21 protein-coding genes and 1 riboswitch are annotated in these 26,435 nt (G+C 54.5%); of the genes, 12 read left to right on the top strand and 9 right to left on the bottom strand.

Going from position 1 to position 26,435, the window contains the following annotated elements:
- Positions 1-182 precede the first annotated feature (182 nt).
- From AACY82_RS16255 to tyrS, 3 genes are all read right to left on the bottom strand, one after another.
- Positions 183-3,323 carry an efflux RND transporter permease subunit gene (locus AACY82_RS16255; RefSeq protein ID WP_339617898.1) on the bottom strand — a complete coding sequence of 1,047 codons (3,141 nt, stop codon included), beginning with the start codon at positions 3,321-3,323 and terminating at the stop codon, positions 183-185.
- Between the two features lie 13 nt (positions 3,324-3,336).
- Positions 3,337-4,434 (bottom strand): efflux RND transporter periplasmic adaptor subunit, encoded by a 1,098-nt coding sequence (locus AACY82_RS16250; RefSeq protein WP_339617897.1) that lies wholly within the window; start codon positions 4,432-4,434, stop codon positions 3,337-3,339.
- Positions 4,435-4,578: 144 nt separating this feature from the next.
- On the bottom strand, positions 4,579-5,886 hold the full coding sequence (tyrS, locus tag AACY82_RS16245) for a tyrosine--tRNA ligase (RefSeq protein WP_041522328.1): 1,308 nt from the start codon (positions 5,884-5,886) through the stop codon (positions 4,579-4,581).
- Positions 5,887-6,157: 271 nt separating this feature from the next.
- Here tyrS and AACY82_RS16240 point away from each other — a divergent pair, with 271 nt between their 5' ends.
- Both AACY82_RS16240 and AACY82_RS16235 read left to right on the top strand, forming a co-directional pair.
- On the top strand, positions 6,158-7,633 hold the full coding sequence (locus tag AACY82_RS16240; protein ID WP_339617896.1) for a peptidoglycan DD-metalloendopeptidase family protein: 1,476 nt from the start codon (positions 6,158-6,160) through the stop codon (positions 7,631-7,633).
- A gap of 3 nt (positions 7,634-7,636) precedes the next feature.
- Positions 7,637-8,779, top strand: coding sequence for an anhydro-N-acetylmuramic acid kinase (locus AACY82_RS16235; protein ID WP_339617895.1), 1,143 nt, complete (start codon positions 7,637-7,639; stop codon positions 8,777-8,779).
- A gap of 31 nt (positions 8,780-8,810) precedes the next feature.
- On the opposite strand, the gene erpA is transcribed toward AACY82_RS16235, so the two are convergent.
- From erpA to argC, 4 genes are all read right to left on the bottom strand, one after another.
- Positions 8,811-9,164, bottom strand: a complete 354-nt coding sequence (gene erpA, locus AACY82_RS16230) for an iron-sulfur cluster insertion protein ErpA (RefSeq protein WP_339617894.1) — start codon at positions 9,162-9,164, stop codon at positions 8,811-8,813.
- An 88-nt stretch (positions 9,165-9,252) separates the two neighbouring features.
- On the bottom strand, positions 9,253-9,663 hold the full coding sequence (locus tag AACY82_RS16225) for a polymer-forming cytoskeletal protein (RefSeq protein WP_339617893.1): 411 nt from the start codon (positions 9,661-9,663) through the stop codon (positions 9,253-9,255).
- A gap of 113 nt (positions 9,664-9,776) precedes the next feature.
- Complete coding sequence (locus AACY82_RS16220; RefSeq protein WP_339617892.1) at positions 9,777-10,517, bottom strand: DUF6776 family protein; 741 nt, start codon at positions 10,515-10,517, stop codon at positions 9,777-9,779.
- 30 nt (positions 10,518-10,547) lie between these two features.
- Complete coding sequence (gene argC / locus AACY82_RS16215) at positions 10,548-11,594, bottom strand: N-acetyl-gamma-glutamyl-phosphate reductase (RefSeq protein WP_339617891.1); 1,047 nt, start codon at positions 11,592-11,594, stop codon at positions 10,548-10,550.
- Positions 11,595-11,763: 169 nt separating this feature from the next.
- Between argC and hemJ the strand changes: the two genes are divergently transcribed.
- The 4 genes from hemJ (at position 11,764) to hemL (ending at position 15,131) form a co-directional block, all read left to right on the top strand.
- The gene (gene hemJ, locus AACY82_RS16210) at positions 11,764-12,186 is read left to right on the top strand and encodes a protoporphyrinogen oxidase HemJ (protein WP_339617890.1); all 423 of its coding nucleotides are present in this window, start codon (positions 11,764-11,766) and stop codon (positions 12,184-12,186) included.
- Between the two features lie 77 nt (positions 12,187-12,263).
- Complete coding sequence (locus tag AACY82_RS16205; RefSeq protein ID WP_339617889.1) at positions 12,264-13,103, top strand: hydroxymethylpyrimidine/phosphomethylpyrimidine kinase; 840 nt, start codon at positions 12,264-12,266, stop codon at positions 13,101-13,103.
- A gap of 64 nt (positions 13,104-13,167) precedes the next feature.
- A complete protein-coding gene (gene thiE / locus AACY82_RS16200; RefSeq protein WP_339617888.1) occupies positions 13,168-13,854 on the top strand; it encodes a thiamine phosphate synthase in 687 nt (228 codons plus the stop codon).
- A complete protein-coding gene (gene hemL, locus AACY82_RS16195) occupies positions 13,851-15,131 on the top strand; it encodes a glutamate-1-semialdehyde 2,1-aminomutase (RefSeq protein WP_339617887.1) in 1,281 nt (426 codons plus the stop codon). Before thiE ends, hemL begins: the two co-directional genes overlap by 4 nt.
- A 65-nt stretch (positions 15,132-15,196) precedes the next feature.
- Here hemL and AACY82_RS16190 read toward each other — a convergent pair whose 3' ends face one another.
- Positions 15,197-15,565 carry a PilZ domain-containing protein gene (locus tag AACY82_RS16190; RefSeq protein WP_339617886.1) on the bottom strand — a complete coding sequence of 123 codons (369 nt, stop codon included), beginning with the start codon at positions 15,563-15,565 and terminating at the stop codon, positions 15,197-15,199.
- 3 nt (positions 15,566-15,568) lie between these two features.
- On the bottom strand, positions 15,569-18,001 hold the full coding sequence (locus tag AACY82_RS16185; RefSeq protein WP_339617885.1) for a DUF1631 family protein: 2,433 nt from the start codon (positions 17,999-18,001) through the stop codon (positions 15,569-15,571).
- A gap of 408 nt (positions 18,002-18,409) precedes the next feature.
- A riboswitch (guanidine-I (ykkC/yxkD leader) is annotated at positions 18,410-18,523 on the top strand.
- Between the two features lie 59 nt (positions 18,524-18,582).
- On the opposite strand from AACY82_RS16185, the gene AACY82_RS16180 reads away from it, so the two are divergent.
- The 6 genes from AACY82_RS16180 to uca all read left to right on the top strand — a co-directional run bounded on the left by AACY82_RS16180 (position 18,583) and on the right by uca (position 26,413).
- The gene (locus AACY82_RS16180) at positions 18,583-19,626 is read left to right on the top strand and encodes a putative urea ABC transporter substrate-binding protein (protein ID WP_339617884.1); all 1,044 of its coding nucleotides are present in this window, start codon (positions 18,583-18,585) and stop codon (positions 19,624-19,626) included.
- Between the two features lie 48 nt (positions 19,627-19,674).
- Complete coding sequence (locus AACY82_RS16175) at positions 19,675-20,496, top strand: ABC transporter permease (protein ID WP_339617883.1); 822 nt, start codon at positions 19,675-19,677, stop codon at positions 20,494-20,496.
- Positions 20,493-21,311: an ABC transporter ATP-binding protein gene (locus AACY82_RS16170; protein WP_339617882.1), complete on the top strand. Its 819-nt coding sequence runs from the start codon at positions 20,493-20,495 to the stop codon at positions 21,309-21,311. The genes AACY82_RS16175 and AACY82_RS16170 overlap by 4 nt, the downstream gene beginning before the upstream one ends.
- Positions 21,308-22,030: an urea amidolyase associated protein UAAP1 gene (locus tag AACY82_RS16165; RefSeq protein WP_339617881.1), complete on the top strand. Its 723-nt coding sequence runs from the start codon at positions 21,308-21,310 to the stop codon at positions 22,028-22,030. The genes AACY82_RS16170 and AACY82_RS16165 overlap by 4 nt, the downstream gene beginning before the upstream one ends.
- 11 nt (positions 22,031-22,041) lie before the next feature.
- Positions 22,042-22,683, top strand: a complete 642-nt coding sequence (locus AACY82_RS16160; protein WP_339617880.1) for an urea amidolyase associated protein UAAP2 — start codon at positions 22,042-22,044, stop codon at positions 22,681-22,683.
- 100 nt (positions 22,684-22,783) lie between these two features.
- A complete protein-coding gene (gene uca, locus AACY82_RS16155; RefSeq protein ID WP_339617879.1) occupies positions 22,784-26,413 on the top strand; it encodes an urea carboxylase in 3,630 nt (1,209 codons plus the stop codon).
- The last annotated feature ends 22 nt before the right edge of the window (positions 26,414-26,435 follow it).

Raw genomic sequence — 26,435 nt, 5'->3', positions numbered from 1 at the left:
CTTTCCTGCGAAAGAGGGGCGCATTATACGCACCAATCCGAATCGCACAAGCCCCAAATCACATTATTTTTACACTTTCTTTAACGCCGCCTAAATCGGGTAAAAACCGACCAAACAAATGCGCAAACTACAGACACAAAAAGGCGGCTTGCGCCGCCTTTTCTTGCCACTGAGACCGCCCGTTAAGCACCGGGGTTGGCCACCTTGCTCCGCCTAGTCCAGCGCAACACGATGACCGTTGCCGATGGCAGGGTCGTAAGCGTCACCAGCGTAGCCCCAACGATACCTGCCATTACAATCACCCCCACGCCCCGATATAACTCGCTGCCTGCGCCCGGCAAAAACACCAGCGGCGCCAGACCAAAGATGGTGGTAACGGAAGAAATGGCAATGGGGCGCAGGCGCGACTGCACCGCTTCGCGCACAGCATCGACACATTCCATACCCGAACGCTCTACATTTTCGATGGCGCGGTGCACAATCAATATCGGGTTATTGACCACAGTGCCCATCAAAATCAAAAAGCCGAGCATGGAGATCATATCGAACGACTGCTGAAAGCCGCCAAGCCCAAGGGACTGCAGCAACGCCCCCAACCCATTCATTACTGCCAAGCCAGCAATGCCGCCGGCAATACCAAGTGGAATTACCGTCATAATAAGCAGTGGATAGCCCCAGTGCGAGAAAATAGCGACCATCAACAGATAAACAACCACGAGGGACACTAAGTAGTTGGAGCTAAGGGACTCTCGGGTCGCATCGAGCTGGTCGGCCGCGCCGGCGATATTAAGTGACACACCCGCAGGTACCCGACCGGTCTCTTTAAGCCAGCCGACCAGCTCCTCACGTACCCGGGCCACACCGGTTTCCAATGCCACCGAGCGAGGCGGGATAATATTCAAGGTAACGGTTCGGCGGCCATCCACCCTACGCAGCACATTGGTATCAACCGTCTCTTCTATTTCGGCCAGCTCTGTCAAAGGTAGCGTACCGCCCGAGGGGGTATAAACCGACAGCTGCGACAGCGTCTCCAGTTCCACTCCCGGACCACGGTTGCTGTAGAGATACATATCAATTTTATCGTCGCCCTGAAAGTACTCGCTGACAAAGGCGCCGTCGGTTAAGGCTGCCACCGCAAAGCCTATATCTTCGGCGCTCATACCAAGCTCCGCAGCACGCTCCCAGCGCGGCCTAATTTGCAACATGGGCTGTGATAACGACAGACTAGAAGGCTGTGTTTGGATGCGGGGACCGTCAAAAATCTCTTCGGCCCGGGCAAGCGCATCACGAGCAACCTGATAGGCGTCCGCCAGGTTAGGACTGGATATCTCTAAATTAACACTGCGGGTACCGCCATCGTTACTACTAATAATGGAGCCGCGGGCGGCAAAGGCGCGCATGCCCGGGTAACTCTCATACTTTTCCACTAAGGCATCCATCAGCGGCTCGATCTGCCCGGGATCTTTTGTCTCCGAGATAATGCGCATACCGCTCGCCGAGACCCCGAGGTTTACATACTTCATCGCCGGGACTTCAGTCTCGCCGCGCGCAAACGCTTCGGGCTCATCATCCACAAACGGCATAAAGTAATCTTGCACCTCTAAGGCAATCTGTTCCATTGTCTCAAGGTTGTAACCCGGCGGAGCATTCATCGAGGCAAAGGTTTTTGCCTCTTCCCCCTCTGGCAGGTATTCAGCAGGAGGCGTCAGGAACAGCACAATAGCGCCGCTGGCAAGCACCGTTAACAACAAACAGCTGATACGCCGGCCAGATGTGGCAAACAACCATGACAACTTATCGGTCAGCACACGGCGCCAACGGGTATCGTGATTTTTTGAGTGCAATGACAACCGCGCGCTCGCGGTAGGAATCACCGTAATCGCCACCAGCATCGAAACAAAAATAGAGGCAGAGATCGCAATAGCGATATCGGAATAAAGCTGACCCGCCTCTTCGGCAATAAACACCACGGGCAAAAACACCATAATCGTGGTCAACGTAGAAGCAAGCACGGCCGGCCAAACTTTTTTAACGCCCTCGACAGCCGCCTGCATACGCTTTAACCCCCGCTGGCGCTCGAGCTCGATACTCTCGAGCACCACAATGGAGTTATCGAGCGTCATGCCAATGGCAAAGGCCACTCCGGCAAGAGAGATTACATTAATCGTTCGACCCGCCGCCAACAGGCCAATAAACGCTGCAATGGTACAGATAGGAATACCCACAACACCCAACGCCGTGGCGCGAAACGAGCGTAAAAAAGCGTACATAATGACGGTGGCCAGCAGCGCCCCGAGCACTAAGTTCTTCCACACGTTAATGATCGAGTCATTCACGTAAACCACATCATCGGCGGTGCGCTCAAGAATCATCCCTTCGGGCTCAAGCAGCTCGCGATTAATGCTCTCTACCTCGGCCATCATCGCCTCTTTAATGGCCAACACATTCGAGCCACTTTCACGGCGCACCGACAAACTAATAACCGGCTTGGTATTCACAAAGGATTTGTCGCGAATTTTAAAATGATCAAAACGTACTTCGGCCACATCCGCCAGGCGGGTCACGCTGTCACCGTCACGCTTAACAATAAGCGCTTCCAGCTCTTGCACCGAATCAAACCGCCCCAAGGTCCGTAAAAGGTAACGCCGCTTGCCACTGGTCACCTCGCCACCAGAGATATCGCGGTTGCGCAAAGAGATAGCCGTGCGCACATCTGCCAACGTCAACTGGCGCTGAGCCAGAGCATCTGGGTTAAGCCGAATTTGTACCTGTCGTTTGGCACCACCACCGACACTAATCTCGGACACCCCCGGCACGCTAGACATGCGCGGGCGCACATTGTCCTCGATATAATCACGCATCATGTCCATATCGAGCCCACGGGGGTTACCATCCAGCGGCGAGATACGAAAATACATAAACGAATTGGCGGAGAATGAGGTTGCGTATACTTGAGGCTCATCCACATTCACCGGATACGAAGGCACCTGAGTCAGAGCATTATTTACCCGAATCAGGGTTTCGGTTATATCTACCCCAAAAGGAAATTCCAGCTCAATGCTCGCCTGCCCCAAGCTGGCCGACGAGGTAATTTCCTCCAGGTAAGGGATATTGCGCAGGTATTCCTCCTGCTCGATCAGGATCTCTTTTTCCACATCCTGCGGCGTCGCACCGGGCCACTGGGTGCGAACACTGATGGTGCGCACCTCTAAGTCGGGGATCATTTGCACCGGTATGCGCAGCGCCGCCAGTACCCCCAACACACTGATGATTAACACCGTAACGGTGACCAGAATTCCGTGGCGAACAATGCCCTCAAACATAGTCTGGCCTCACTCAGTTGGATTGATTCGAGCGGCGCAGCTGAACGCGCTGCCCCTGTTGCAGCGCCTCGTTGCCGCGGGTCACTACCACTTGCCCGCCACTGAGCCCTTGAGTTATCTCAACCCGTCCGGCAAAAGCCACCCCCGGGGTAACCTGCACCTCAGAGACAGCCACCTCCTCGCCAAAACTATCCGACTCGGCCACCCACACCACAGTGCGACCATCCGGGTAACGCAACAATGCATCCCGGGGGACCGTAACCGAGCGGCGCCCGGCGTCGAGATTAAGGGTGGCCGATACCGCCATGCCAGGGATGGATTGCGGGACATCAGCCGGCAGCGATGCTCGCAACAAAAAGGTGCGAGCCCCTGGGCGACTGAGCGGTACCTTGCGAAGGTTTACAGCGGTAAAGGTTTCGTTTGGCGCCGAGTCTAGTGTCATTACGACCCGGGTTTGCTCGTTAATACGGTGAAAGTATCGCTGAGGCACCTGAAAATCTACCCGCAATTGCTCGGTAGACACCAACTCAAGTAACGCTGTGCCCGGCTCCACCCACTCGCCCACATCGGTATGCTTAACACTCACAGTGCCGGCGAAAGGCGCCGTCAGGCTATGCTTTTTCAGGCGTGCTTGAGTTAGGGCGCGATCGGCCTCCGCCACCTGCCGATCGGCTCGGGCACTGGCGAGCGCCGCCTGGCGGGCACCAACTTCGGTGGCGGCGATATTGTGCTCGCGAACCAAATCCTGAGCCTCAGCCAATAACCGTTGCGCCTCGGCCTCTTGAGCTTGAGCCCGGGCCACATGAGCCTCGGCCCCATCCAGCGCCAGCCGCGTAAGCTCCGAATCCAACTGCAGCAGCGGCTCCCCGGCAGCCACGTGGTCCCCGGCATAAACATCCGCACGTTTTACCACCCCGCTAACCTCGGCCGACAGCGACGACAACTGCAATGCGCTGACAGATCCGGTTAAGGGTATCGGCTCGACAACGGCTTCAGGCTGCACTATTACGGCCTCGACGGTAACCTGTGCACGGGCAAAAGCCGCAGTGAAGGTTACCACAGCCAAAACACTAAAAACGCGGAGCCAACGCACCGCTCGCTGAATGAACATGGTTGATATCCCCAGAGAGTTGCTGCTTCAATGCGGCACAGCGCACTCGACCAAGCAAGAGGCACTGCGAATCAGGCACTCAGCATACACAGCTTTCGCAACGGGATAAAACGGCCAGCTCCGGCCAGAGCTGGCGCAGAGGGTTTAACCTACTTGAAACAGGTGATACTTCTTCTTACCCAGCTTGGCCACATAAAAACGGCCAAACTTGGCGCGCTCGGCGGCAAAACACGCGGCCGCATCGAGGTTTTCTTCAAAGCTGATCGCCGCACCGTTTATCGTCACAGCGCCGCGCCCCAACGCATCTTTTACCTGCTTACCAGAGGCCGCCATCTCGGCATCCACCAGCCACTGGGTCAGTGTTTTGTCACCCAACTGATCGCGCGCGAGCTCAGACGAAGGCAAGCCATCCAACTTCAGCTGCTCCAGGTCCGACTCATCTAACTGATCCAAACTCCCGGAAAACAGCGCCTCGGTAATACGCTCGGCCGCCTGCAAACCTTGCTCGCCGTGAATCAGCGCGGTCATTTCCCGAGCCAATACGCTCTGGGCTTGAGGCCGCCCCTGAGCCGCTTTATCCTCTTCCTCGATGGCGGCGATGTCGGCCAACGGCAGGAAGGTGAAATAACGCAAAAACTTATAAACATCGGCGTCGGCAGTCGCCAACCAGAATTGGTAAAAAGCGTAAGGTGACGTTTTGGCCGGGTCGAGCCACACGGTGCCGCTCTCGGTTTTGCCAAACTTGGTACCGTCCGATTTAGTCACCAGTGGCAGCGTCATGCCGTAGGTTTCACCGCTGTACATACGGCGCGCCAAATCGATACCGCCTGTAATATTGCCCCACTGATCCGAGCCACCAATCTGCAGCGTGCAGTTATGGCGTTTATAGAGCTCGGCAAAGTCGTAAGATTGCAGCAACATATAGGTAAACTCGGTAAACGAGATACCCGCCCCTTCACGATCGATACGCTGCTTTACCGACTCTTTGTTAATCATATTATTGACGGAGAAGTGCTTGCCCACATCGCGCAAAAAGTCGAGCACATTCATGTCGCCCACCCAGTCGAGGTTATTGACCACCTCGGCGGCGTTTTCACCGCTATCAAAGTCGATAAAGCGACTCACCTGAGCCTTGAGCTTATCGGTCCAGCCCGCGACGATATCCGGGGTGTTGAGCTTGCGCTCGGCGGCCTTAAAGCTGGGGTCACCCACCAAACCAGTAGCGCCACCTACCAACGCAATGGGTTTGTGGCCGGCTTGCTGAAAGCGCTTTAGCGCCAACAGTGGCACCAGATGACCGATATGGAGACTATCGGCGGTAGGATCGAAGCCGCTATAAAGGGTACGACTACCGGATGCCAAATAATCCGCCAGCACATCGCCACCGGTGGTCTGTGCAATCAACCCGCGTTTTTGCAGGTCGTCAAATAGCGAAGCATCGATCGTCGTCATGAAACTATTCACCCAGTAAATAAACTGTAACCATATAGAGAAAAGCACCGGCTGACGCCGATGCCAATAGGCGGGCAAAGATACCCGAACCGTTCACAAAAACAAACCCCTGAGCCCTTACCGTGCAACTTTTTGATGGCCTCGTGGACTAACCATCCAGCGATAAAAACAGCCTTTAAAAGATCAAAAAACGATCACAAAAGATCGATATTAAAGGCCTTTTCTGATATAACTAAGCGCAATTGATGCTTTATTTAGGTTTAAATGTTTCATGCAACCCCCTGAAAAACAACCACTACCGCGCGCCTTGCGGGCATTCTCTCAGTACCCCAAAGGTCACATGGCCGCGGCTGGGGCACTAATTTTCGCCTTGGGCGTATGGGCCGGTGGCAGTTTCGACGCCCCCTCTCAGCCTGAGCCTGCCAACAGTGCTCGCGTCGCCTTAACGTTGCCAGCACCTGACAGTAGCGCAAAGCCCGACACCCTTAAGAACACGCAGCCATCCACAGCTGCTGACACAGGTGCCCCTGCGCCGAGCGTAACCGCCACCAGTGCCGCGCCGTCAGAAGCTTCAGCGCCCACTCAGGAGGCGCTGCCCTCGGTGACTGCCGCCGCAGCGCCTGCACTAACAAAAAAATCGTTTACAGTGCGTTCGGGGGATAGCCTATCAACCCTATTTAAGCGTGCAGGACTAAACGATAGCAATGTTTACGAGCTGACCAGCACCTGTAAAGAGGCAAGAGGCCTGACGCGCATTATGCCCGGCCACGAGATTGTCTTTTATTTAGACGACAGCGGTAAACTGCAAAAGCTCAGCCACATTACCAATCGCCTTAGCAGCACGCACTTTGAGCGCGCCGACGAAGGCTTTGTCAGCGCGCAAGAGATCAAAAACCCCGAGCTGCGGCCCGCCTATAAAGAGGCGACCATTAATAGCTCGCTGTTTTTAGCCGGCCAAGCGGTAGGCATGCAAGACGCGCTTATTATGGAGTTAGCCAATATTTTTGGCTGGGATGTCGACTTTGCTTTGGATATTCGCAAAGGCGACCATTTTAATGTGCTTTACGAAGAGAAGTTTTTAGACGGGGAAAAAATCGGCACCGGTGCCATTCTCGCCGCCGAATTCACCAACCAAGGCCATAAGTTCCGGGCGGTGCGCTACACCAATGCCGCCGGTGATAGCCACTATTTTACGCCCGACGGCGAAAGTATGCGCAAGGCTTTTTTGCTGGCGCCGGTAGATTTTCGGCGGATCAGTGGCAACTTTAACCCCAAGCGCTTACACCCTATTTTTAAAACCGTACGGCCCCACCGCGGCACCGATTACGCAGCCAACACTGGTACCCCGGTATGGGCATCTGGCGATGGTCGCGTGGTTGCGGCAGGCTACACCAAGCCCAACGGTAACTACGTATTTATCCAGCACGGCAACAACATACAAACCAAGTACCTGCACCTGAACAAGAAAATGGTTAAGACCGGTCAACGGGTTAAGCAAAAGCAAATTATCGGCACCGTCGGCTCTACCGGCTACGCTACCGGGCCGCACTTACACTATGAGTTTTTACTCGACGGCGTGCACCGCAACCCGCGCACCATTGTGCAAAAGCTACCCAAAGCGGACTCAATACCCAAGGCCGAGATGGCGCAGTTTCGCGCTCAAACCGAGCCTATGGTTGCCCAACTGCAACAACGCTACAACGCCAATCGCCTAGCTCTGAACAAGAGCGAAAGCACGATCAACTAAGCGATGACCACCCCTGGCGACGTAGGCCCAAAGGACACGCTATACATAGGTCTAATGTCCGGCACCAGTGCCGATGGTATTGATGCGGCACTGCTCGCCATTGGTGAGGCGAGCATTCGCCTCATCGCTCACCACAGCTTTGCTTTTGACGCCGTATTGCAACGAGAGATCCATGCCCTTTGCGAGCCCGGCGCCAACGAAATAGAGCGCGCCGGCGCCATGGACACTCGCCTTGGCGAATTATTTGCCGAAACAGCCAACGCCTTGCTGCGCAACTGCGATTTGCCCCCCAGCCGTATTCGCGCCATAGGCAGCCATGGGCAAACTATTCGCCATCGCCCCCCCGGTAACACTCCATCGCCTTTTAGCTGGCAAATTGGCGATGCCAATATTATTGCCGCCCGCTCAGGCATTACCACCGTCGCCGACTTTCGCCGGCGCGACATCGCGGTGGGCGGCCAGGGTGCACCGCTGGTGCCCGCCTTTCACGCCGCCGTGTTTGCTCACCCCCACATTAACCGGGGTATTATTAACATCGGCGGGATTGGCAACATCAGCTGGCTAACCCCAGCGGGGGAGACATTAGGATTTGATACCGGCCCGGGCAACGCGCTGATGGACGGCTGGATTTTACGCCACCAAAGCCTTGCCTATGATGCCGACGGCCAGTGGAGCGCCAGTGCAGCACATAGCCCAGAGCTACTGGCGCAGCTACTTGAGCACCCTTACCTGAGCCTGCCAATTCCCAAAAGCACCGGCAGAGAAGACTTCCACCTGAACTGGCTAGACCAACAACTACAGGGGTTTAGCTCACTTACGCCGGCGCAGGTGCAAGCAACCTTGGCGCGCTTCACGGTTGAGAGTATCGCCCGCCACATCCAGCGCTGTCCAAACTCTGAGCTAGGCGGCGAGCTTTATATTTGCGGGGGCGGCGCGCACAACACTCACTTAGTAACAAGCTTAGCCGCTCGACTACCAGCATTTGAGGTCATGACCACTGCCGAGCTGGGTATAGATCCGGATTGGGTCGAGGCGGCCGCCTTTGCTTGGCTGGCACATCGGCGCCTAGAGGGACTGCCGGGAAACCTCCCCAGCGCTACAGGTGCGAGCAAACCCGTCCCGTTAGGCGCGGTCTACCCCGCTTAAACGAGGCTCGCGCGCCTTTAAAAGAGACGCTTTAGATCGAGAACGATGAGCCACAACCGCAGGTTGTCGCGGCATTGGGGTTGCTGATAACAAATTTAGCGCCCTGCAAGCCTTCGCTATAGTCTACGTTAGCGCCTACCAAATAGGGGTAGCTCATCGCATCAACCACCACTTTGACACCGTCTTTTTCCACCACGGTATCGTCCTCGGCCGTCACATCGTCAAAGGTAAAACCATACTGAAAGCCTGAGCAGCCACCGCCGGTTACGTACACGCGCAACTTAAGGTCATCATTACCCTCTTCTTCAACCAAGCTTTTCACCTTGGCGACGGCGCCCGGGCTAACGTAAAGCAATGCAGGGGTAAAAACTTCAGGGGTGGACATGATAAAACTCCAATAGGTCGGGGCAGCGCCCCAGTGATCTGCAGGGCATTATCCCAATACCAGAGTAAAACAGTCAACTATTACTGTTTTAGCTGGCGGGAATTTCATCACCTTCGGCCGCCTCAAAGGTGCTGGCATCAGTGCGGGCTGAATCACTATTTTGTTCGCCATAAACAAGCGCGCCATTAACCTGCGAGCCTTTCACCATCTCAATAAGCTGGTAGTGCACATTACCTTCTACCACCGCTTTGGACGCCAGCTCGACGTGCTTGCTGGAGAACACATTACCCACGACTTTGCCGTTGATGACGACGCGAGGCACACGGATCTCGCCTTCGACCACCCCCTTCTCGGCAACTACCAGCTTGGCATCGCCGCCGTTTTCAACCAACACATTACCTTGCACGGTGCCCTCAATTTGCAGGTCGCCCGAGAAGTGAATATCACCCACGATACGGGTGCCTTTGGAGATAAGAGTGTGATTGCTGTTAAACGCCATAGTCTTAATACCACCTATCGTTATAGGTATTTGATTGTAACTATTCAACTCACAGCCAAGGTTGCGCGACAACCTAAACTGTTATCGGGAGCGCTGAATAATTACATTGATTGTTATAAGTCCCGCACCCGCCAACTAACGCTTTTTTTGGCTTCGGCGGCATTTTTACCGGTAGATTGGGCCACTAGCTCAATTTTTTCGGGCTCAAAACCTTCGGGCAACATCATATCGCCCTCAATATTCTGAAAATATTTAAAGCGCAGCTTGATGTCGTTATCATCGACCTCATCGGACACCTCGTAAAGCGCCAGACGTTCTGACTCGCCCGCGCGGCGCCCCACGAGAGTAATCTCTATAGCACCACTGATCACCGAGTGCTGCGTCGCCAGCTGCTGTACCACGAATTTATAATTAAAGTGGCGAGGCTCATTGCGCGCGGTTAAAGACACTTCGCCTATTTTTAAACCGCTCGCTTCATCGCCTGGCGCCATTAAGCCGCGATAAAAACTAATATCGGCCTCAAGGCTAGCAATCTGCTCACGCAAATCTATCACCTCGTTGCGGACACTGTCGTTAGCTTGGCGATCAACTTCGGATGAAAGAGTTAAATTGGCAACTTGTTGGCGTAGCTGCTCGGCCTCTAGGCGGCTGTCTTGCAGCTGGCTACTTAACTGGTCGCTCTCGCCCAATGCAAATGACTTACCGCCCAGGCCCATCCAATAGCCATACAAGTAACCACCACCGGCGGTAGCAACCAATAACAGCAATACCAGCAACACCAGTGCAACGTTGCGCCCGGGACGGCTGGGCACCACCTTCATCGAGTACTGCTTACTGCCTTTTACCGAGCTCAAAACACCCGCTCCTTCATAACCACACCATAATCACGGTAACAGTGCCACAACATCCAAGCCCGCATTTTCGGCTAAGCCAAACATAATATTCATGTTTTGCACCGCCTGCCCCGAGGCACCCTTGGTGAGATTATCGATAACTGACAAGACGACGATTGTATCGCGCTGCTGGGGTTGGAACACGGAAATGCGGCACATATTAGAGCCTTTTACCGAGCGTGTTTGCGGGTGCACACCGGCCGGCATGACATCCACAAAAGGCTCATCGGCAAAGCGCTCTTCAAACAACGCCTGCAAGTCTGGCAGCGTGTTAGCGTCCAGTGCACGGGCATAAGTGGTGGCGTGAATACCGCGGATCATAGGCAACAAATGTGGCACAAACGTCACTTGCGCCGGCTTGCTGCCCGCTGGCTGCATATCCCGCAGCGACTGCTCGATCTCCGGCAGATGCCGGTGCCCGCCCGCGCCATACGCTTTAAAATTATCGCCAGCCTCAGTCAGCAAAAAGTCGACTTTACCCTGACGCCCTGCGCCCGTGGCACCGCTGGCGGCATCGATAATCAAATGCTCGCTATCGACAAGGTTTTGCTCCAGCAAAGGCAGCAGGCCAAGCTGAATAGCCGTGGGGTAACAGCCAGGGCAGGCCACCAAACGCGCCTGCTTAATAGCCTCGCGCTGATACTCAGGCACACCATAAACGGCCTGACTGATAAGCTCGGGACAACCGTGGGTTTGGTTATACCAACGAGCCCATAGTTCAGGGTCGCGGATCCGAAAATCTGCGGACAAGTCGATAACGCGCGTCCCCGTTGCCAGCAGTGCTGGCATCAGATTTTGCGCTACACCGTGAGGCGTGGCAAAAAACACGACATCACACTCACCCAGCGTGGCAACATCGGGCTCGGTAAAGCACAAGTCCACATGGCCACGCAGGTTAGTATAGAGGTCGGCCACAGGAATGCCCGCCTCCGCGCGCGAGGTGATGACGACAACCTCAGCCTCGGGGTGTTTGGACAATAACCGCAATAGCTCGACACCGGTGTACCCGGTACCTCCGACAATACCTACTTTAATCACACTCAGCCCCTCAATTAACTCAACTCACGCCACTTTCTAATAACATTATGGCAACTGCGCAAAAGCCCCCTATCATAAGAGCCAGCCGCTCAAATTGCCAGCCGCCCACGCTGCGCCGGCGCGCCACAGCTGGCATAATACCGGCTTTACGATACCACCGAGGGAGCCCATGCTCTGGATCAAAGCATTTCATATTATTGCGGTTATCTGCTGGTTTGCGGCGCTGTTTTATCTACCACGGCTATTTGTCTACCACGCGATGAGCGACGATCTGCCCAGCCGCGAGCGCTTTAAAATCATGGAGCGTAAACTGTATCGCGGTATCGCCACGCCATCGATGCTGGCGACTCTTATCCTCGGTGGCGCACTGGTGCATTATCAGTGGGACTTTATCAAAGTCACCTACTGGTTTTGGTGCAAGCTCGCTTTGGTCGTGCTACTGATCGGCTATCACCACATGTGCGGCGCCCACGTGAAGCGCTTTGCCCAAGACGTCAATATCCGCAGCGATCGGTACTTTCGTATTTTTAACGAGCTGCCGGTACTCGCTTTAGTGGCGATTGTAATTTTGGTGGTGGTTAAGCCTTTTTAGCTTGCAGGCCCCGCCTTTGTAGGCGGCAGCCTTGTGCTAGACTCACAACACGCTATCGTTTTGTGAGGTAACCAGCCATGTCGGAGTTTAGTGACCGCACTCCGGTCGTGCTCTCGCTATCGAGCCACGACCCGAGTGGCAGCACAGGGATACAGGCGGATATCGAAACCGCCATTAGCTTGGGCGCCCACTGCTGCGCCGTGGTCACCGCCTTGTGCGCTCGCGACACACGCCAGCTTGTTGACCTTGCCCCCACCCCGGCCGATTTACTCATCGAGCAAACCCGCGCCATCTTGGAAGACATGCCAGTGGCTGCGATCAAACTTGGCTACTTTTGCCGGGTCGAGCAAATAGAGGCCATCCACAGTATTTTATGCGACTACAGTGACCTGCCGGTTGTCCTCGACCCGGTTGCCTCGCTGTCTATTGCCAACTCATCGGCCAGCCATTTCGACGATGCCGAGCAAATTAGCAGCGCCATGAAGACACTCTTATTGCCGCTGGCCGACGTCATTACTCCAGATATTGTCGAGGCCCATCAATTAGCCAGGCAGGCCGATACGGTCGACGCCTGCGGACAAGAGATCCTGACACAGGGCTGCGCCGCCGTTCTCATCACCGGCGCCCGACGCAACGCCAACGATTATGAAAACCGCCTGTACTTGCCCCGCCGTCCGATGCGCTCGTTCTGCTGGCCGCGCCTGAGCCTGTTTAGCCACGGCAGTGGCGCCACCTTATCGGCCAGCATAGCGACCTATCTTGCCCACGGCTTACTGCTCAGTGATGCACTTGAGCAAGGCCAACAATTTACCTGGCAGTGCCTCAAAGCGAGCCGCCGATTGGGAATGGGGCACAGCATTCCCAACCGACTCTACTGGGCCGAGCGCAACGGCAAACATCAAGGGCGCTTGCATTAAGCGAATAAAACCGGCGCAGCAAAAAGATTTTGCGAAGGACCAGCCTCACCAGTAAACTGCGTCCATGACAAGGCTCACCGCTTTAACTCACCCACTTTACGCTATTACTGACAGCGCGAACTTTCGCGAGGCACGCCTGTACGCTGTAGTAGAGCAACTGCTTGAGGGCGGCTGCCAGCTACTGCAATACCGCGACAAGACCACCGACCATGCGCGCCGCCGGCGCGAAGCCCGGCAACTGGCGCAGCTGTGCCAGCAATACGGCGCCGCCCTTATTGTTAATGATGACGTGCAACTGGCCCGACAATGCGGCGCCCAGGGTGTTCACCTGGGGCAATCGGATACTCAGCTACTTGATGCCCGGCAGCAATTAGGTAAAGACGCTATTATCGGCATTACCTGTCACGCGAGTTTAACCCTCGCCCAGACTGCCGCTAATAACGGCGCTAGTTATTTGGCTTTTGGCCGCTTTTTTAACTCACACACGAAACCCAGCGCCAAACCAGCCACGCTTGATATTCTGAGTGCCGTACGCGAGCGGTGGCCAACATTACCCACGGTAGCCATTGGCGGCATTGGTTTGCACAATGCCGGGCAAGTGCTGCAAGCTGGCGCTGATTACACGGCCATTTGTCACGATGCGTTTCACAGTGCAAACCCACGGGAATTTGCCAACCGCTTTACCTCTCTTTTACCCAGCAGCCCCCACCGGGCTCCATCGATCATCACCCTAGGAGCGCCTAATCCATGACTCGTTCAGAAACCCTCTTTCAACAAGCAAACCAGTGGATACCCGGCGGCGTCAACTCGCCGGTTCGCGCCTTTAAAGCCGTTGGCGGTACTCCGGTGTTTTTTAAAAGTGCTGAAGGCGCCTACATTACGGACGTCGATGACAAACGCTACATTGATTACGTACAATCCTGGGGCCCAATGATTCTGGGCCACAGCCACCCCAGCGTGATTGATGCCGTTATCACGGCGGTTAAAAGCGGGCTGACCTTTGGCGCCCCGACGGAGGCCGAAACCACCTTAGCCGAGCTGGTGTGCGCGCGCGTACCCAGTATGGATCAAGTACGCTTTGTAAACTCCGGCACCGAGGCCACCATGAGCGCCATCCGCCTCGCGCGCGCTTACACAGGTCGCGATACCATCGTTAAATTTGAAGGTTGCTACCACGGCCACAGCGACTCGCTGCTGATTAAAGCCGGCTCCGGCGCCCTTACCTTGGGCGTACCCAGCTCGCCCGGTGTACCTGAAGTATTAGCCGCACATACAGTAACGCTTAACTACAACGATGCCGACCAGGTACGCGAGTTTTTTGCCGAGCGCGGCGAGCAAGTCGCCTGTGTCATCGTCGAGCCGGTGGCGGGCAATATGAACTGTATTCCACCGGTTGCCGGCTTTTTAGAGACCCTGCGCGAGGTGTGCGACGAGCATCAGAGCGTCTTGATCTTTGACGAGGTAATGACCGGCTTTAGGGTAAGTGCCAGCGGCGCGCAAGGGCGCTACAAAATCACCCCCGATTTAACCACCCTCGGTAAAGTCATCGGCGGCGGCATGCCGGTAGGCGCCTTTGGCGGCAAGCGCGACATTATGGACCATATCGCCCCGAGTGGTCCGGTGTACCAAGCGGGCACATTATCGGGTAACCCAGTGGCGATGGCCGCCGGTATTGCCACCCTGCAAGAGCTTAGCGCAAGCGACTTTTATCCCACGCTATTTGCCAAAACTGAGCGATTAGTAAAAGGGCTAGAGCAGGCAGCGGCCGATGCCGGCATCGCGATGACCACCAATCATGCGGGCAGTATGTTTGGCTGCTTTTTTACCCAAGAGGAAAAAGTCGAGAACTACCGCCAAGTCATGGCCTGCGACACCGAGCGTTTTAATCGCTTTTTTCACGGCATGTTGGAGCGTGGCGTGTATTTGGCGCCGGCCTCCTACGAGGCGGGGTTTATGTCTCAAGCCCACACCGATGCCGATATCGATTTAACCATCAGCAAAGCTGCTGAAGTTTTCGCGACGCTTTAATTCGCGCCACCTATAACGTCATTACTCAGTGCTTCGCCGTCAGTACTGGGTAATGACTTTATCGGTTAGTCTTGTTGTTCATCGGCCTTGGCCGCTAATGTTTCGATATCTTCGAGCGCCTGAGGCGAGGCGTCAATAATACTAAAGCCCGCCCAGTGCTTGCCATTATCTTCTGCGTTACGCGCCCACAAACAATCCACTCCCAGCTGAATACTGTTGCGCTCGTTAACAGGCTCGGATAAGTGCAAATCAAAACGGTACAAACAGTCTTCCTCAAAGGGTTGATCGCCAATAACCATCAAGCCTTGACTGTGCAAGTTGACGACACGCCCAAGATAGGCATCGCGGGTGTTGTCGTAAACATCGATACTTTGACCAACCGAGCTGCGCTTTGTCGCGCGGCCATCGGCATCAGGTGATAATGGATCTGCCATAAGTTACTCGCGTTCCAGCAGCTCACCCGACGCGCGGGCGTTGAGGCTGTGATAAATGTTTTCCAGGGCGCGCTCGAAAAATGGCTTAGCACTGCCAGCAATCACACGCAGCTTACCCGCAATCATCTCGCGCGCCAGATGCTGCGCCGAGGTCATAGACACCTTGCGCCCCTGCTGATCAACCAACATATAATGCATTGTCTTGTGGTTATACCACGCCACTTTTATACGCTGACCTTTGTCGTTTTCCAGCCAAGTACCGAACTCAATTAATTTAAGCTTTTCAATTAACTGCGCCTCCTCGGCGGTGACTTGGCGATCATCCTGCGTCACTTGGCCGGCTTTTTCCGCCGCCATTTTTTCGAGCTTGGTGCGCATCGTGTCAGGGGCAGGTTCCACTTGCTGACTCTTAAGCGCCAACCGCTGTAATGAGCTCACCGCATCAATAAGTTTACGCGATTTGTTTTGCTCATAACCGATGGTCTCAAAGCCAGACTGCAAAGTGTGGAGCAGATCACCCTGCACTTCGACTTGTTTCACACGATCCACTTCTAAGGACTTAGGCTCGATGCTCCACAACAACTGATTGGCAACGCCTAAAGCCTGCTGATAACTGCCCGAATCGGCCCCGTAACGCAAAATAATAAACGATAGATAATCGGACCAAGGTAGTAATAGCAACAGCAGAATCGGCGAGGGTAGCGCTTTACCGTCAATGCAGGCCGAGATGTCGCTATTAACGCGAATTTTAGCCTCGCGTAATTTCTCTTCACCACGGGCTTTTTCCAGCGCACGTTTTTCCATCAACTCTTGACGACGCGACACGTTGCGCGCATAGGAGCTAAACTCTAACCGCGCCTCGGCAAACACTTTTACATCGTTAACAAAGTGCTCCAACACATGAAACACAGTCGCTTTAATTTTCTCAAAAATATTGTACTGGCTTGAGCCATCGTTACCCACCCAACGGCTACCTGCTTCAGCCATTTGGTTTAACAGCATTCGCGCTGGATGATCGACATTATCGAAAAACTCTTTATCGATAAAAGCCAATTTTAGTACCGGGGTATGAAAATAACTGAGCAGCGCTTTAACTGAATCGGGCAGTTGCTCATCGTTAAGAATATACGCAAACACCAAACCGACTAACTCGATGGTGTTCATATCATCTTCTAAAACATCACCCGCGCCCTGCTTTTTAAGCTCGGTAACTAGCTGCTCCGATACCGCTGCCACAGCCAGTGGCTGTATGTCACTTGCCTGCGCGTGTTGCAAGCCTTGCGTTGAGCTCGCCATCTGCGATTGCAGTACCTGAATGGCACCCACAACCTGAGTCGAGCCGCCACCAGCCGATGCTGGACCCGCCGCGCTACCCGGGCCTGAATGTAAAGGTTGCGCTGGCGCCACACCACCACTGGGCGCACCGTTACCGGCAGGCACATCCCTTGTAGGCACCCCGGTGGAGGGCGTAGCCGCTGCCACTGCGCCGCCCAAGTGTGTTTGCAGCAGGCGAATCGCACTAACCAAGCCTTGCTGATACTGTTGCGGCTCACCGCCCACACCAGGATCAAAAAGCTTGTCGGTTGCTCGCCGCCGCGGGCTACCGGGCGCAGCTTCAGGCTGTGACTCCGGAGCAGCTTCTTGCGAGCTCGACTGTTCACTTGTATCTGACTCACTTGGCTCAGAGGCCTCTGGCACATCGCAGTTATTACCAGCGCCGGCTCCGCCAGCCGAATAGCGTAAATTGGGCAGAATCCCCTCGGCAATCAGCAGCTCATTAAGGCTTTGGTAAAGCTCGCCCATAGGCTTGATTACGGCCTGCTCAAACTGCTTATAGCCAAGTACCTTGGTGCGGGCATCGAAGCTCAGCTCTTGCAGAACCCGCCGCAAACTATCGCAAAATTGGATGGGGCTGACCGGGTTGCTGCGTTCATCAATTTTACGCCCACCGTGCAACAGCGCTAAACGCTGATGCAAAGCCCAGAGGATGTCGGCAAATTGCGAGTCGGCTCGGTGCGAAATAGAGGTGATCGCAATGGTCTCTTCAAGCTCGGCATTATCGACCAGCGACAAACCAATATTTTGGCTAAATCGCTCTTGGCCACTCGCCACATTAAGCTGCCGCTTCGAGAAATCGGCAAAGTTTTGTTTTACGTTACTTTGAAACTGTCGCAGGCAGCTTTTGCCACTGCCCTGCAGCTGCTTCACAAGCTCGGCCAAGGCAATCTGCTCTTTGTTGGATCGCGCATGCTCTTCGCGCTTTTCAACAGATGCAATCCACTCTCCCCAAAAGGCGGGGAACGACTCCAGCAAGTAGTCTAGTGTCACCGTTGTGCATAACGTCAGGCAGCGCTCAACTTGCGCCTCAGACAATGTTTCATAGGGGGTGCCGGGGTTGTTCATCGCTGTTTCCCCCCGGCTCTTATCCGTAGACATAGACGTAGTATCCATTAGCTCACCTGCGTTAGGGGCGATGCACGCAATAAATCAAGCCGCCCAGCACGTATCACATCATTGTTCGATGAACAGCTAAATCACCGTTATTTGATTTTGTCCTACAGTATAAGCTAGTCGTATAAAAATCGCACATTTGTGCGCCAGATCACGGCAAATCATTCAACAGCCCTCCGGCACCAAAGCGGTGCACCTCTAACCCTTACGCACCAACTTACATCGTAGATGCGACTAATACGACCTACCGCCACCGGAGCTTCGCCTAAGCTCCTCCCCTCCTGTCGCGCCTCCAGAGCCGATTTACCGAAGTTGGTACTCATATTGCTATTTTACTTCCCGTACCGACATGTCCGCACAATTACTGGTGATCAGGGCATTAACAATTTGGCAAAAATAGAAAGCTAGGGTTCCGGCAGTGTTAAAAGCAAACACTGTGACTGGTCCGAGAGCTTTCGACCTCCGATTTTGGTCGAGGTTACACGGCGGGACAAAAGCCCGGGAGACTTATTGGCCTGATCGCCAAGCGAGTTGTGTGTAACCAAAACTGACCCTTGGAGGTTTGTATGAAAAAGTCCCTCTCTATCGCGGCCGTCGCGCTGCTTCTATCGGCTCAAGCTCAAGCGGCCGACTCCTTTAAAGTATGCTGGTCTATCTACGTCGGTTGGATGCCCTGGGGTTATGGCGCCGAGCAAAAAATCGTCGACAAGTGGGCCGACAAGTACGACATCGATATTGAGGTTGTACAGATCAACGACTACATCGAATCCATCAACCAATACACCACTGGCGAATTTGATGCCTGCACCATGACCAATATGGATGCACTGACCATCCCCGCCGCCGGCGGCGTCGACAGCACCGCGCTGATTGTGGGCGACTTTTCCAACGGCAACGACGGCGTAGTATTAAAAGGGAAAAACTCGCTGGCCGACATCAAAGGGCAGCGCGTCAATCTGGTCGAGCTATCGGTATCCCACTACTTACTGGCCCGCGGGTTAGATACCGTGGGTTTATCTGAGGCTGACGTACAGGTGGTTAACACCTCGGACGCCGATATGGTCGCGCTTTACAGCTCCGGCTCCATTGACGCGGTGACCACTTGGAACCCGCTGCTGAACGAAATTCTACAACAACCGTCCGCCAATAAAGTGTTCGATTCATCGCAAATCCCCGGTGAGATTATGGACCTGTTAGTGGTTAACACCGACACCCTAAAAGCCAACCCCAAACTGGGTAAAGCATTAGTGGGCGCTTGGTACGAAATCATGGATGCCATGAGCGCGCAAGACGAGGCCGGTAAAGCCGTTCGTACCGCCATGGGCAAGGCATCGGGCACCGACCTCGCCGGTTACGACTCTCAGCTGGCCAGCACCAAAATGTTTTATAAGCCCAGCGACGCTTTAGCGTTGGTTAATAGTGACGAGCTGCTAAGCACCATGGAGAAAGTAGCCGAATTTTCATTCGATCACGGCTTGCTAGGGGAAGGCGCACCCGACGCTGGTTTTATCGGCATCGAGGGCCCCAACGGTTTGTATGGCAACAGTGCCAATACCAAACTGCGCTTTGACACCACCTATATGCAAATGGCTGCCGACGGCAAACTCTAAAAACTCTCCGACAGCGCGGGGGCAACAGCCCCCGTACGGGACACCATTATGAAACGTCTGGTTAACCTGACACCCTCGCGACCACTTAAAGTCTTATTAGGGCTCGCACCTTTTGCATTAGTGTTATTGCTCTACGTGATCGCCTCTGATGCGCGATTGGAAGCCAACCCAAGTGACAAACTGCTTCCGAGCTTTAGCCAAATGGGCGACGCCATGCACCGGCTGGCGTTTGAACCCAGCAAGCGCACCGGCGAGTATCTATTTTGGCAAGACACCGCCTCCAGCTTGCAACGCTTAGGGCTCGGTGTCGGTATTGCCGCGATCATGGGGTTTATTATCGGTTTACTTACCGGCGCGTTACCCACGCTTAACGCACCGTTTGCGCCGCTGCTCACGGTTATCTCGCTGGTACCGCCCATGGCACTACTACCGATTTTGTTTATCGTCTTTGGCTTGGGCGAGCTATCCAAAGTGGCGCTCATTATATTTGGGGTCGCGCCCTTTATTGCCCGCGACATTCAGCGCTGCACGCAAGAGATCCCCAAAGAACAATTAATTAAAGCTCAAACATTAGGCGCGAGCACTTGGCACATACTGGTACGAGTGCTCATCCCGCAACTGCTACCGCGACTCATTAATGCCATCCGATTGTCACTGGGCGCCGGCTGGTTATTTTTAATCGCCGCCGAAGGTATTGCATCGACCGATGGTCTGGGTTACCGAATCTTTCTCGTGCGCCGCTATTTATCTATGGATGTTATTTTGCCCTACGTGGCCTGGATCACCCTACTGGCGTTCACGGTCGACTGGTTGTTGGCCAACACCAGCCGCTTGTTGTTTCGCTGGCACCATGCGGGGAGCAACTCATGAGCAACGCCAACAAACCTATGCTGCAAATCAAAAACCTCTGGAAAAGCTACGGCGATACAACGGTACTCGAAAACCTCAACAAAAATGTCGCGGCTGGTGAGTTTGTCACCTTAGTCGGCACCTCGGGTTGCGGTAAAAGTACCTTCTTAAAAATGCTGCTGGGCATGGAAACGCAAACCCGCGGTGATTTACTGCTGGATGACCAGCCCATCGGCACCGAGCCGGACCAAACCCGCGGCATTGTGTTTCAGCAGTACTCGGTGTTTCCGCACTTAACCGTATTGCAAAACGTTATTATCGCGCGCGAGTTTGAAAAATCCCCACTGCTGGGTAAATTATTTGGCACACCTAAGAAAGCGCTTGTCAGTGAAGCACGGCAACTGCTAGATCGGGTTGGACTAAGCGCGGCCGAAAACAAATATCCCCACGAGCTATCTGGCGGTATGCGCCAACGCCTCGCCATTGCCCAGGCACTGATTCGCAAGCCGCGCATCCTGCTTTTAGATGAGCCCTTTGGGGCGCTGGACCCAGGTATTCGCGCCGACATGCACGCGCTTATTTTAGATTTATGGCGCGAGCATCAGCTGACTATTTTTATGGTAACGCACGATTTAACCGAGGGGTTTTATCTTGGCACCCGCCTCTGGGTGTTCGATAAAGTTCGCCACGACCCGCAGGCACCCGGCGCCTACGGCGCGCGCATTACTTACGATTTATCCGTAGGCGACATGCCCAGCGACACCCTCAATCAAATTCAACAGTCCCTTAACCCGGCAGACACTTCACCTGCCAGCGCGAGCGGAGAATCACTATGACGCTAAAGACCATCGATTACACCACCACGCTACCCGGTGCCAGCCATTGGTCATTGGAAGTGCGACGCGGCACCGCCATGCGACTGACCGACACCAGTGGCGCCGGTAACCTTGGCATGCTGTTTTACAACCCGCGTAATTTACTGGAGCGCTACAACGCGCCGGACACATTAAAATGTCAGCACACATTTAAATTAACCGCCGGCCACTGTTTGTACTCTGACATGGGCCGCATCTTTGCATCCGTTACCGACGATACATTCGGCTGGCACGACACCGTATGCGCTAATAGCAACGCGCAACATATTGCCGAGCGCTGGGGCGCACGCGACTATCAAACCGAACGCAACGATTGGAAGCAAAATGGCTTTGATGCTTTTTTAGTGGAGCTGGCCAAGTACAGTCTAGGCCGCGCCGACCTGGCCGCGAACCTCAACTGGTTTAGCAAGGTACAGACAGATGCGGCTGGCGCAATCGCGCTTGACCAAAGCATCAATCAGCCGGAGGCAGCCGTCACGCTGCGCTTTGAGATGGACACATTAGTCGTGATGCACACCTGCCCGCACCCGTTAGATAGCTCCGCACAATACCCTCGCGCGCCCATTAAAATTGAGCTAGGTGAAGCTGAACAAATTAACAGTGATGATTTGTGCCTCAACGCGCGGCCCGAAAATGCACGCGGCTTTGCCAATAATGCGCTTTACCACATCGGCGTTTAACAGGAGAAACCATGACCATTTTAGCCAGTAAGCTGGACATCAAAACGGCCAGCGCTCGCCATGTTATCGGTGCCGGTGACTATTATTTAGCGCCATTAAAACGCGGCCAAACATTGCGTATTTTAGACGTCGAAGGCAATCAAGCCGCCGACACCTTGTTTTTTAACGCCGATGATCCATCCGAGCGCTACAGCGCCATGGACACCATTCGCGAGCAGGGCCAAGTCTACTTAACCGCCGGCAGCGTTTTGCGCTCAAACCTCGGCAACCCGATGCTAGAGATTACCGCCGATACCTGCGGCCGCCACGACACCTTAGGCGGCGCCTGTGCCACCGAGAGCAACACCGTTAGGTACGATTTAGAAAAGCGCTGCATGCACGCCTGCCGCGACAGCTGGATGCTGGCCATTGCCGAGCACCCGGAATACGGTTTAAGCAAACGGGACATCACCCACAACATCAATTTTTTTATGAATGTGCCGGTCACCGCCGATGGCGGTTTAACGTTTTCCGACGGCATCTCAGGCGCCGGCAAATACGTCGAGATGCAAGCCAACATGGACGTGCTAGTGCTGATGTCTAATTGCCCGCAGCTTAACAACCCGTGTAACGGCTACAACCCGACACCGGTAGAAATGATTATCTGGGATTAGTGATTGCCACACCTTAGTCACACACATTTTTAATTTGACGTGCCGTAGAGGACGACCTCTACCCAACCGCACAGCCCGGGACGACCCGCGGGAGAAGCTCATGTTTAGCAAAGTACTGATTGCCAATCGCGGTGCCATTGCCGTACGTATTATCCGCACCTTAAAACAAATGAACATCCAATCCGTTGCGGTTTACTCTGAGGCCGATGCCGGCAGCTTGCATGTTAGCCACGCGGACGAATCCTACAGTTTAGGTGAAGGTAGCGCGAGCCAAACCTATCTCGATCAAGAGCAAATTATTGCCATCACCGTAAAAACGGGGGCGCAAGCCATTCACCCCGGCTACGGCTTTTTAAGTGAGAACCCAGGCTTTGTCGCCAAGTGCGAAGCGGCAGGGATTGCCTTTATCGGCCCTACCCCTGAGCAGATGGAAGTATTCGGGTTAAAGCACAGCGCCCGCGAAATTGCCGAACAAAATCAGGTGCCGCTGGTACCAGGCACCGACTTGCTACTAAGTTTGGACGAGGCCTGCGCACAGGCCGACGGGATCGGCTACCCGGTTATGCTTAAAAGCAGCGCTGGCGGCGGCGGCATTGGCATGAAGCTGTGCAACAGTGAATCCGAGCTGCGCGAAAGCTTTGACGCAGTTCGCCAACTCGGGGCTAATAACTTCTCAGATGACCGCGTATTTCTAGAGAAATTTATCGGTCAGGCACGTCATATTGAAGTACAGGTTTTTGGTGACGGTAAAGGCCACGCCGTAGCCCTGGGTGAGCGCGACTGCTCGAGCCAGCGACGCAATCAAAAAGTCATTGAAGAGTGCCCCGCCCCCAACCTACCACAAGTTGTGCGTGAACAAATGCACCAAACCGCCGCACATCTATTAGCCGCCGTACAATACCGTGGTGCCGGAACCGTCGAGTATATTTACGATGCGCAGGATGAAAAGTTTTACTTTCTAGAGGTAAACACGCGCCTTCAAGTAGAGCACGGTGTCACCGAAGAGGTATGGGGTGTTGACTTGGTCAGCTGGATGATTCGTCTGGCCGCCGGCGAGCTAGCGGACCTTGCTCAAGAGCACAGCACCCTTACCCCCAAAGGGCACGCCATCCAAGTACGGCTGTATGCCGAAGATCCGGTAAAAAACTTTCAGCCCTGTGCGGGGTTATTAAGTGAGGTAAAATGGCCTGAGACCTTTCGCAAAGCAGACGACGTACTGCGTATCGACCACTGGATCGAATCCGGTTTAGAGATTTCACCCTACTTTGACCCAATGCTGGCCAAAGTTATCGCTAAATCCAGCAACCGGGATCAAGCCGTAGATTTGCTCGAAGCCAGTCTGTTAGGCAGCTCACTGTACGGCATTCAAACTAACAAAGACTATGTCACGGAGCTGTTACGCGAACCAATTTTTATTAAGGGTGAAATTACCACGCGCTACCTAAATGAACGTGCATTCTCTGAGGCACGCATTGATATTTTAAGTGGCGGCACGCAAACCACAATTCAGGACTTTCCCGGCCGCAGCGGCTACTGGGACATTGGCGTACCGCCCTCGGGCCCGTTCGACAACTACAGTTTCCGGATCGCCAACCGCCTGCTTAATAACCCGGCCGAGGCCGCTGCCCTCGAAATTACCGTACAGGGTCCGACACTGCAGTTTGGTTTTAGCACTCAGTGCGTATTAACCGGCGCCGAGATTGATGCAAAACTCGATGGTAAAGCCATTGCCAGCTGGCAGCCGTTTTTCGTGGCGGCGGGCCAAACTCTAAGCCTTGGTCGCGTTAGCGAGCAAGGTGCGCGTGCGTACCTCGCCGTAGCCGGGGGTATCGACTGCCCCGATTATCTCGGATCTAAATCTACCTTTACGCTCGGCCAATTTGGTGGCCACAATGGTCGGGCATTGCTCGCCGGCGATGTACTTAAATGTTTTACATCGAGCAACACAGAACAAAGCAATAACTTGCCCGCCACGCTTAAGCCCGCGATCGACAACCATTGGGAGCTGCGCGTTATTTACGGCCCCCACGGCGCACCAGAGTTTTTTACCCCAGGCGACATCGACACCTTTTTTACCACCGACTGGGAAGTACACTATAACTCCAGCCGTACCGGTGTGCGCCTGAATGGCCCCAAACCCGAGTGGGCACGCACCACCGGTGGCGAGGCGGGCATGCACCCGTCCAACATTCACGACAATGCCTATGCTTTTGGCACCGTCGACTTTACCGGCGACATGCCGGTTATTCTCGGCCCCGACGGCCCATCGCTGGGTGGCTTTGTTTGCCCCGCTACGGTTATTAGTGCAGATTTATGGAAGCTGGGGCAGTTGCGCGCCGGTGATACGATCCGTTTTTCGCCCGTAACCGTTGCCCAGGCCGTTAGTATTGAAGCTGAACAACAAAATAGTATCGATGCACTAATCTCTACGCCGTTAGAACTTGGAAAAACCGTAACCATTGATGAGCTGCCCACCCCTATCGTTGGCGAGCTCAATGCCGATGAAGTCGGCGAGCAAGTACGCTACCGCACCGCGGGCGATCACTTTTTATTGGTCGAGTACGGCCCGTTGCAACTGGATATTCGTCTGCGTTTTCGCGCTCATGCATTGATGCAGTGGCTGCAAGAAAATGCTTTGGAAGGTATGCGTGAACTCACCCCGGGGATTCGCTCGCTGCAAATTCACTACAACAGCCAGGCACTTTCGCTAGACATGCTACTAACGCACCTGCAAAAAGGTGAGCATTACCTGGCGACACAAATCGCCAACTTAAGCGTGCCATCGCGTATCGTGCATATCCCGCTGTCATGGGATGACGAAGCTTGCCAGCTCGCGATTGAAAAATACCAGCAAAGCGTGCGCCCCGGCGCGCCTTGGTGCCCGTCTAACCTAGAGTTTATTCGCCGTATTAACGGCTTAGACAGCATCGACGACGTTAAAAAAATCGTCTTTGATGCATCGTACTTGGTGATGGGGTTAGGCGACGTTTACCTCGGGGCACCGGTCGCCACCCCCATGGATCCACGCCATCGCCTGGTTACCACCAAGTACAACCCCGCCCGCACCTGGACCGCCGAAAACTCAGTTGGCATCGGCGGCGCCTATATGTGCGTGTACGGCATGGAGGGCCCGGGCGGCTATCAGTTTGTCGGCCGCACACTGCAAATGTGGAACCGTTACCGAACCACCAAAGAGTTCGAACAGCCTTGGCTATTGCGCTTTTTTGATCAAGTGAAATTTTACCCTGTAAGCCGTGATGAGCTAAAACAAATTCGCCAAGACTTTCCGCGCGGACAATACCCGCTCACCATCGAGCACACCGAGTTTAGTTTGGCCGACTACGAGGCAAACATTGCCGCAGCCAGCGCCGAGATCGAAACCTTTAACGCCGCCCGACAACAGGCGTTTGACGCGGAGCTGGCACGCTGGCACCGCGACGGACAATTTAACTTCACCCCCATCGAGCAAACCGATAGCGAAGACGAGCTCGACCTTGCCGAAGGCGACACGCCGGTAGACAGCTCAGTGTCTGGCAGTGTTTGGCAATTAAACGTCGAGGTCGGCGACGAAGTAGACGCCGGACAAACTCTACTGGTGTTAGAGTCCATGAAAATGGAGATCAACATCACCGCACCCATCGCAGGCCGTGTTAAACAGCTGCTAAAAAGCCCTGGCGGCGGCGTTAAACCAGGGCAAACGTTGGTGGTACTTGAACAAGTTAATGACTAAACAGGTTGGCTCTTAGAAAAAT

This window comes from uncultured Gilvimarinus sp. (genome assembly GCF_963972205.1).
GTDB classification, from domain to species: domain Bacteria; phylum Pseudomonadota; class Gammaproteobacteria; order Pseudomonadales; family Cellvibrionaceae; genus Gilvimarinus; species Gilvimarinus japonicus.
This window is presented reverse-complemented; position numbering and strand designations above follow the sequence as displayed.

Bases quoted from the DNA above. Each gene is read 5' to 3' on its own strand.
- AACY82_RS16255 (WP_339617898.1), bottom strand. From the start codon at position 3,323: ATGTTTGAGGGCATTGTTCGCCACGGAATTCTGGTCACCGTTACGGTG.
- AACY82_RS16250 (WP_339617897.1), bottom strand. From the start codon at position 4,434: ATGTTCATTCAGCGAGCGGTGCGTTGGCTCCGCGTTTTTAGTGTTTTG.
- tyrS (WP_041522328.1), bottom strand. From the start codon at position 5,886: ATGACGACGATCGATGCTTCGCTATTTGACGACCTGCAAAAACGCGGG.
- AACY82_RS16240 (WP_339617896.1), top strand. From the start codon at position 6,158: ATGCAACCCCCTGAAAAACAACCACTACCGCGCGCCTTGCGGGCATTC.
- AACY82_RS16235 (WP_339617895.1), top strand. From the start codon at position 7,637: ATGACCACCCCTGGCGACGTAGGCCCAAAGGACACGCTATACATAGGT.
- erpA (WP_339617894.1), bottom strand. From the start codon at position 9,164: ATGTCCACCCCTGAAGTTTTTACCCCTGCATTGCTTTACGTTAGCCCG.
- AACY82_RS16225 (WP_339617893.1), bottom strand. From the start codon at position 9,663: ATGGCGTTTAACAGCAATCACACTCTTATCTCCAAAGGCACCCGTATC.
- hemJ (WP_339617890.1), top strand. From the start codon at position 11,764: ATGCTCTGGATCAAAGCATTTCATATTATTGCGGTTATCTGCTGGTTT.
- AACY82_RS16205 (WP_339617889.1), top strand. From the start codon at position 12,264: ATGTCGGAGTTTAGTGACCGCACTCCGGTCGTGCTCTCGCTATCGAGC.
- thiE (WP_339617888.1), top strand. From the start codon at position 13,168: ATGACAAGGCTCACCGCTTTAACTCACCCACTTTACGCTATTACTGAC.
- hemL (WP_339617887.1), top strand. From the start codon at position 13,851: ATGACTCGTTCAGAAACCCTCTTTCAACAAGCAAACCAGTGGATACCC.
- AACY82_RS16190 (WP_339617886.1), bottom strand. From the start codon at position 15,565: ATGGCAGATCCATTATCACCTGATGCCGATGGCCGCGCGACAAAGCGC.
- AACY82_RS16185 (WP_339617885.1), bottom strand. From the start codon at position 18,001: ATGTCTACGGATAAGAGCCGGGGGGAAACAGCGATGAACAACCCCGGC.
- AACY82_RS16180 (WP_339617884.1), top strand. From the start codon at position 18,583: ATGAAAAAGTCCCTCTCTATCGCGGCCGTCGCGCTGCTTCTATCGGCT.
- AACY82_RS16175 (WP_339617883.1), top strand. From the start codon at position 19,675: ATGAAACGTCTGGTTAACCTGACACCCTCGCGACCACTTAAAGTCTTA.
- AACY82_RS16170 (WP_339617882.1), top strand. From the start codon at position 20,493: ATGAGCAACGCCAACAAACCTATGCTGCAAATCAAAAACCTCTGGAAA.
- AACY82_RS16165 (WP_339617881.1), top strand. From the start codon at position 21,308: ATGACGCTAAAGACCATCGATTACACCACCACGCTACCCGGTGCCAGC.
- AACY82_RS16160 (WP_339617880.1), top strand. From the start codon at position 22,042: ATGACCATTTTAGCCAGTAAGCTGGACATCAAAACGGCCAGCGCTCGC.
- uca (WP_339617879.1), top strand. From the start codon at position 22,784: ATGTTTAGCAAAGTACTGATTGCCAATCGCGGTGCCATTGCCGTACGT.